Below are 8109 nucleotides of genomic sequence, written 5' to 3' on the forward strand. Positions count from 1 at the left end.
AGATTTTATTCTGGCGCTGGGTTGGTCGGTACTGGTGTTATCAGTGGGGGCGATCCTGCTGCTGTTACTGATGATCCGTGCCGGAGAATCCACCCGCACTGCCAGTTATTTTTACCTGGTGCCACCACTGACCGCGCTGGAAGCCTGGCTGCTGTTTGATGAACGCATGACCCTGCTGGCATTAGTAGGAATGGTCATCACCGTGTTTGGAGTCTACTGGGCTAATCGGGTGGTAAGGTAGCCAGAGCAGCTATAAAAAGCTGGCTAAGTGTGGCACTGGGTGCTATATTTTTTGCTCAAGAGCAAGGACGTGATATGAGAATATTCAAAAACAGGGTGTTTAGTAAGTGGGCAACAAAAGAAGGGCTGGATGATAGTGTCTTGCAGGCTGCGGTTGATGAAATGGAGCGGGGGCTGATTGATGCTGACCTTGGCGGTAATGTGGTAAAAAAGCGTGTAGCGATTGCTGGTCAAGGTAAGAGTGGGGGAGTCAGAACTCTGTTGGCTTATAAGATTGGTAATAAGGCGTTTTTTGTCTACGGTTTTGCCAAGAACGCTCGTGCAAACATCAGCGCCTATGAACTAAAAGCCTTGAAAGTCTTGGCAAAAGAACTACTGGCTTACAGTGATGAAGCATTAAGCGAAGCCATCAAGCATGGTGCGTTAGCTGAGGTAAAAAATGATGGATAAATCAATTTTAGATACAGTGCATGAAACAGCGCAAGACCTGCACGCTGCTGGCGTGATGAAAGAGACTACACTGCGCGAATTTGATGCACTTTGTCTGCCGCCAGTGAAAGAATACTCGCCTGTACAGATCAAGCAAATCCGTACAAAGTATCACGCCAGTCAGGGTGTGTTCGCGGCGTATCTGAACACCAGTGTATCCACCGTACAGAAGTGGGAGCAAGGGCAGAAGAGACCCAACGGCCCTTCGTTGAAGCTGCTGAATCTGGTTGCGGAAAAAGGGCTGGAAATACTGGCTTAACAAAAAACCTGAAAGATTCTCTGTTCTTGGCTTCGATTTTTATATGTCCTCAAGTTGATACAGTCCAGATTTTGTCAGGGCTGCTTTCGTGGTGTTTTCTGTGGGATAATCTGCCCTTTTCCTGAACCGGATTACAGGGTGGTTTATGTCGCATCTGCTGCGTATTGTACTGATTCATGGACATCTGGACGGGGTGGTGGAGCTGGATCTGGATGGTCACACCAATATCTGCGGCACCAATGCGTCCGGCAAGACCACCCTGCAGCGGTTGGTGCCAGTGTTTTATGGGGAACAGCCCAACAAGGTTGTACCCAAAACCCGCAAGAAGTTTGATGAGTTTTACCTGCCCAGCAGCAACTCCTACCTGATTTATGAATACCGCCGCGAAGATGGCAATGTCTGTCAGGCGGTACTGACCCGTGCAGCCACCGGGGTGGAATACCGTTTTGTAAATGCCCCCTACAATCCCGAACATTATCTCAGCCAGAGTGAACAGGGCATTCAGGGCTTGAGTTACAGCGATTTTGCTGCCCGTCTGCGTCAGCTCAAAATTGATACCTCGCGTAAATTACAAGCCACCTCCGAATACCGCAGTGTGATCCAGAACGATTTCAGCCTGCTGCGCGGTAATTCACAGGAAGCCAAAAGCCTGCGCCAGATTGCGCTGCAGTACAGTCTGGTCAAGGTTGGGCATCGTATCCGCCACATGGAAAAACTGGTATCAGCAGTTCATGCCAAAGAAGGCAAGATGGATACCTTAAAAACCATGCTGGCGGCCATTTTTGAAGAAGATGGTGTGGAGCTGCCGGTCACCCGCATACGTAATACCAAGGCGCGGGAATGGATACAACAGATGCGCCAGTCGATGCGGCTGGACAGTTTAAAACAGGAATTTGCCAGCCTGCAGCGTCAGGTACAACAACTGGCCGCCACCGAAGCCGAACTGTGGCAGTTGTATCCTCTGCTGGAAAAAGACCAGGCCAGCCTGTTGCAGGAAGATGCGGATACCGAGGGACAGGCCCGTGAACTGGAACGTGAACTGAGTCAGCAGCAGGAAACTTTTGAAAATCAACGTAACGAACTGACCGGCCAGTTGAGTGAGCAGGAACAGGCGTTAAAAATCACCCAGCACGAGCTGGATGATCTGCAGCAGACTTATGAAAACTATGCCGAGCGGGATATGGCCGGTTTGGAGCTGGATTTACAGCAGCTACCCCAATGGCGCATTGATCTGGAAGAATTACAAAAACACCTGCAGCTGATGCGGGATGAACTGGGTGATTCCAAACAAAAACTGGAAGCCCGCAAGCTTGAGCTGGCCGAAGCGCTGGAGCGTCAGTCACAGCAGAACTACAGCCGCATCAGTCAGTTGCGTACAGAACAGCAGAAAACTCGTGACCAGCAGGAACTGCAGAAAAACCGGTTAGAACAGCAATACCAGCAGCAGCGTGATGAGCGGGAAGCCGACTATGAAATCCGTCAGGAGCAAATCACCGAACAACTGGCGGAACTGAAAGCCCAACTCAGCAGTCCGCAGCAGAAGGATGAAGAGATTCAGGCCATGCAGCTGGCGCAGGCGCGACTGGAACAGGCACAACAGGATCAGCGCACTCAGGCACAGCTCAGCGACCAATTGAATCGGGAATTACAGCAGTTGCAGCAGCAGCGTCGGGAACAGAGTGACCTGCTCACCCGCACCCGTCAGGCGGTCAGTCAGGCCGAGCAGCAGTGCCGAGAACTACAACGCCAGCGTGATCCTGAGCAGGGCAGCCTGCGCCATTTCCTGCGTTTTCATCAACCCGGTTGGGAACAAACTCTGGGCAAAGTGTTACGTGCAGATCTGCTGGAACGGTCTGATCTGGCACCCCAGCAACTACCGGGTGATGAACAGCGAATTTTTAACCTGCAGCTGGATTTAAATGCCATCGAGCTGCCGGATTATGCACGGGATGAAGCCGAACTATTGCAGATGCTTGCAGCGGCTGAAAAACGCTTGGCCCAACTGCAGCAAGAACAACAGCTGATCGAAAAACAGCTGTTGGAACAAACCCGTCAGGTGGAAGCACAACAACAAAAACTGGATCAGGCTCGGCTGCGCCTGAACCAGTGTGATCAGGATATCCAGTTTGCAACGGATCACCGTAATCGCCTGCAGGAAGAACAACAGCAACTGCAAAAACAACGGCAGCAGCAACTGCAAAAGCAGCTGCAGGTGGTTGAGCAGCAGAAACAGCAGTTGCGTGATCACAAACAGCAGAGTCTGGCCAGTTTAAAACACGAATTTGAAACCCAGTTGCTGGAATTTAAAGCCGACTGGCAGGAACAGCTGGCCGGGTTTGATCGCCAGATAGCTCAGTTGGAACAACAGATTAATCAGTTGCGGCAGGAACAACAGCAACAGCTGGCCGAGCTGGAAGCTGCGTTTAATCGGGATCTGGAAGCCCGGCAGATCGACCCGCGCCACCTGCGCGAAGCAGAAGAACGCCAGAAACAACTGCAGGAAAAAATCCGTAACACCAGCAATCGCAAGGATGAGTTGGAAGACTACCGGCGCTTTATGCGGGTCGACTGGGACAAACGCAAACCGGAGCTGCTGCAGAAAGAAACTCGTCTGAAAGACAGTGAGCGCCAGACTCGTGAGCAGTTGGAGCAGTTAAAAACCAGCCATAACCAGCAGCGCGGTCAGCTGAAAAACCGTCTCAGTGGTCTGGAAAAACACCTGAAGGGATTGCGTGAACAAGCCACTCGCCTGAAACCCCTGCTGAACCAGCTGGAGCTTTTGCCGCCACCGGAACAACCACCTGAAGTCACTGCAGCTCAGGGTGACCGGATTGAACGCATGGATCGTGCTCAGGCGGCACTGCGGGAATTGCATGACCTGACCCGACAGGTACGGGAAACCCAACAGACCTTTGAGCGTAACCTGACCAAGGATGCCAGCAGCGATTTTATTGCTTTTCTGGACAACCAGCGTCAGCAGTTGCAACCGGATCAACCGGGAGAAATCCATCCGCGCCGCCTGTTACCGGTTCTGTCCGGTATGTTGCAACTGCTGCAGGATCAACAGAACAATCTGGTGGAACAGGGGCGTAATCTCGGTGGTGACCTCAGCAAGTTTTTCACGGTTTTCCGTGACCTGAACCGGCGCATCAACGAACAGAGTCGGCGGCTTAGTAAAGAAGTGGCAGATGATCTGGTACTGGATGGTATCAGTAAATCCGAGGTCAAAATCCAGTCCACCATTGATGAACTGGGTTTCTGGCAACCGTTGAAACACTTTGCTGCCCTTTATGAGCAGTGGAAAGCCAGTGGCAATCCACTGCCGGATGATCACTACCTGAATGCTCTGGCTGATGTGGTGGAGTTACTGCGCAGTGATCAGAGTTACACCTTTGAAAGCCTGCTGCGGCTGGAGTTGCACCTGAATGAAGGTGGTTCGGATCTGGTGATCCGTAATGATCGCCAACTGCTGGAATCATCCAGTCATGGTATGGCTTACCTGATTCTGTGCAAATTCCTGCTGGCCTTTACCCGGCTGCTGCGTGGTAAGGCTGATATTGCCATCCACTGGCCGATTGATGAAATTGGCACCTTGGCTTATCACAATGTGGAAAAACTCTTTCGTGCCTGTGAAAGCAACCAGATCCATATTGTGGGTGCTTTTCCCAACCCGGAATCGGATGTGCTGCTGTTGTTCCGCCATCGTTACCTGATTGATCGGGATAAGAACAACCCACAACAACGTCTGTTAAAACGTATTGAACCCAAACTCAGTCGTCTGGCTGAACGTCTGCAGCAACGCCAGCAGGAGGTGACCCCATGACAGCATTAACTCAACATGGCCTGCTGCTGGAACGCCTGCTGGGCGGTGCTTTTGTCTGCAAGGTCAGTGATGAAGAGGCTTTTCGTCATCTGCAAGATGAAGCGACCCGCGAAGCCATTAATGAATACCTGCAACCACTGAACCGGCGGCTGGCGAGTAACCCGGATGCCAGTGTCTGGTTTCTGGCTTGGCGGGAGCTTACCACTGATGCCCGTGAGCAGTTATCCAACCAGTTAAGCCAGACCTGGAACAGCCTGATGCCACTGCTGGAATGGATGCAGCTGGTGCAGGAAGCGCTGGGACGTGACAGTGTGTTAACCGCAGGAGAAATCCTTAAACCCGCGGAGTTTGTGTTGCGCTCCGAGGATAATCACAGCCTGCGTGAACGCCTGAACCGCCTGGCGGCTGATCGTTTTTTTAACTCACAAAGTGATGATCTGGGTAATCAGGTCAAACAGATTTTTCGCCGCCTGAAAGAGCAGGGTTATCTGGTGCAGCCACACGCAGACCGCCAGTATTTTTATGTCACCGGCAAAATTGATTACCTGCTGGATCTGGTGCGTTTTATCCGGGATGAAGAAAATCTGCCCATCGAGGATGAGGCTCCGCAACAGGAGGCCTTACTCTGATGGTCGACGATTTTGACTCTAGCCTGATCAAAACCGGTGCAGAACGTCTGGCGTTGCTGGGCAAACACGCCACTGCACTGATGCAGGGTTATGTGGGTGAGCAAGTGGACGAAACGGCCTTCAGTGATACTGCGTTAAAAAAACTGCTGAATGCCCGAATTCTTTGGCGACCGGATGAACAATCCGGCCTGAAACTCAGCCACCGGGTGCGTGACCTGATCGCCGAAATGCTCTCGGATGCCCGCCGCCGCCATGTGAATGCGGATGTTGGTGAAACCCTAGAGTTGTTACGCAATCTGGTGATGACCTGGCGCGAGGCTCAGCAGCGGGGTGACTACCTGCTGGCGGAACAGCAACAACTGCGACTGACTCAGGAGATGGATGACCTGAATGGCCGTTTTGCTGACGCCATTGACAGTCTGTGGCAACGGCTGAACAGTGATTTTGGTTTTGTCAGCAGTCTGAATGACAAAATCCGTGAAAATGAACGTGCTCAGAAACAAATCACCCGTCTGCTGGATGGGCTGGATCTGATAGATTTTGATGAATTGATTCTGCTGGTGGGTGGCAGCGGACCATTACGTAAATTGTTGGTCAGTCAGCTGCAGAACCAGATCAGTGCCCATTACAGCAACCTGCGGGAAGTACAAACCCGGCTGGTGCAGCTGATGGCACGTTTTCGCCATCAGCAGTCACGCAACCTGCTGGTCAATGGCATGGTGGCCTTTCTGCGTGAGCATCCGCGTTTTCGCCCTGGCAACTACACCCAGCGTACAGAAGTTCCGTCGCTGTTTAATCAGGCGACCAGTCTGATTCCGGCTGCTGCTGCGGCACTGGATCGTGATCGGGATGCGGATCAGCTGGCTGAACTGATTCAGCATCTGCCGCGCCGTGAAATCCCGCTGGAGCTGGCTGAGGCCGCTTTACCAGCTGAGTGGCATCAGGATGAAACGGTTGCCGCAAGGCAGCAGCAACTCAAGGAAGATGTGGAAGGCTTTTATTTGCAGGTGGTGGACTCTGGTCAACCCATCAGTGCACTGGAATATCTGCAGCAAAGCGGGCTGGGCTGGGATGCTGAAATCTGGTTGTATCAGGTGATTGCTGAACATCAGGGTTTGCCTGCTCGTGAACAGAGCCAGTTTCAACTATGGCAGGATGAAAGCCCGTCCAGCCAGTGGAATCAGGTGTTATTGATCCACGATGTACACCTGCAATTGGCACCTGCTGGAGCCATAGCATGAAAGCCCCATTAACTGCTGAGCTGCGCGGCCAGTTGCAACGCATTCAGCAGCAGCTGAATATCTGCCAGCAGGTTAAGTTAAAACTGAAACGACCCCTGGTTAAAAAACTGCTGCAGTGGTGTGATGAATGGGATCTGGAGGTTAACCTCTGGCCGGGTGCCCCTGAATGTGTATTTGACCAGCGCTTGATACAACAGATCGAAACCCTGTTGCAGGCCGAGGGTTTACCACCGTTATCTTTTTCTGCCAGTGGTAAAAGTACAACAGAACAAGCGGCGGTGGGTCTGGCGGAGGATAAGAACCTGCGAGAAGCCCCCAGTGAACAGCGGCTACTGGTTTCTTTACTGAATGCAAGGAGCCTGCATCCGGCAGGTTTACAACAAACTCCCACACGTCTGATTCTGGATGTGGCACTGGATCAGCTGGTGCTGGATGCATTTAACGGCCTGCTGGTGGTGGAAAATCTCGACAGTTTTTATCTGCTGGAACAAAGTGTCTGGCCTGGACTGCAGTCTGCACAAACACTGGTGGTTTATCGCGGTCACGGACAGGAAGCCCGAGGCTGCAAACAGCTGAAACAGCGGTGGCAGAGTTCGGGCAAGCCGCTGGTGTATTACGGTGATTTTGATGCCAAGGGGATGAGTATTGCCCTGCATGAAGGATATAACCAGCTGCTGCTGCCCTCGGCAGATTTTCTGCAGCAACAAGCCAGTGATCTGCATCAGCCAGCAGCGCAGCTGCCTTATCAACAAAGCCTGCAACAACACCGGGATCAGTTACCCGATAACCACCCCTTACGGCCTTTGTTGCAGTTACAACTCCAGCAAAAGGGACTTAAACAACAGTGGTTTGGTGCGCAGCCGCTGCAGCTTTATCCTTTGAATTAAAAAAGCCCGCCTTGATTCGCGAGCCTCTGTTACTGGTTCAGTGAGCTTGAGGCTGTTCAGTTTCTGAGTGTAATGCCTTTAGAACGAAGTCGCTGATGGATTTCTTTTTTTGCCTTAAAGAGTCGATTTCTGATTTCGTCAGCTGTTCGGAAACCAATGAGGTATCCTGCTTCATTGGCGGTGAGGGCTGTTGGTTCGATGCCGAAGATTTCTCTGATTTCATCTGGATACCTCGTTTTCAGTATTCTTGTCACAGACATTTTTGGACACATGGACGGGTTTCTGCCTGCATTTATCATGACAAGGATAGCAGAAATCTGTCCGCCCTTTCCTTGAATATGATTAGCCAGTCTGGATGGTTTTTCAGTTCCAGTTCTGTTTCGAGAATGCACCAGGGGCTACTGCAATCAGTGGGAATGCTGAAGGAACGGATGGGTGGTGGGGTTAAATGAGACATCCTTGTCCTCTATCTACAGGGTGGCTTTAGCCGTCGAGCTTTTTCGCCAGCAGTTGGTTAACAGCCTGAGGATTGGCGGTGCCT

Annotated in this window: 7 protein-coding genes; all 7 read left to right on the top strand. The window is 51.8% G+C overall.

Features of this window, described 5'->3' with window-relative positions:
- Nucleotides 1-241 (top strand): DMT family transporter (locus IBX50_RS14670; RefSeq protein ID WP_292257040.1); only part of this gene is annotated, 241 nt, incomplete at its 5' end.
- Between the two features lie 74 nt (nt 242-315).
- On the top strand, nt 316-690 hold the full coding sequence (locus IBX50_RS14675; protein ID WP_292257045.1) for a type II toxin-antitoxin system RelE/ParE family toxin: 375 nt from the start codon (nt 316-318) through the stop codon (nt 688-690).
- On the top strand, nt 683-988 hold the full coding sequence (locus IBX50_RS14680; protein WP_292257046.1) for a DNA-binding transcriptional regulator: 306 nt from the start codon (nt 683-685) through the stop codon (nt 986-988). Before IBX50_RS14675 ends, IBX50_RS14680 begins: the two co-directional genes overlap by 8 nt.
- A 145-nt stretch (nt 989-1133) precedes the next feature.
- Nucleotides 1134-4811, top strand: coding sequence for an ATP-binding protein (locus IBX50_RS14685; protein ID WP_292257041.1), 3678 nt, complete (start codon nt 1134-1136; stop codon nt 4809-4811).
- Nucleotides 4808-5440 (top strand): hypothetical protein, encoded by a 633-nt coding sequence (locus IBX50_RS14690; RefSeq protein WP_292257042.1) that lies wholly within the window; start codon nt 4808-4810, stop codon nt 5438-5440. Before IBX50_RS14685 ends, IBX50_RS14690 begins: the two co-directional genes overlap by 4 nt.
- Nucleotides 5440-6681: a hypothetical protein gene (locus IBX50_RS14695; RefSeq protein ID WP_292257043.1), complete on the top strand. Its 1242-nt coding sequence runs from the start codon at nt 5440-5442 to the stop codon at nt 6679-6681. Before IBX50_RS14690 ends, IBX50_RS14695 begins: the two co-directional genes overlap by 1 nt.
- Nucleotides 6678-7568 (top strand): Wadjet anti-phage system protein JetD domain-containing protein, encoded by an 891-nt coding sequence (locus tag IBX50_RS14700; protein WP_292257044.1) that lies wholly within the window; start codon nt 6678-6680, stop codon nt 7566-7568. The genes IBX50_RS14695 and IBX50_RS14700 overlap by 4 nt, the downstream gene beginning before the upstream one ends.
- The last annotated feature ends 541 nt before the right edge of the window (nt 7569-8109 follow it).

Source organism: Marinospirillum sp. (genome assembly GCF_014859565.1).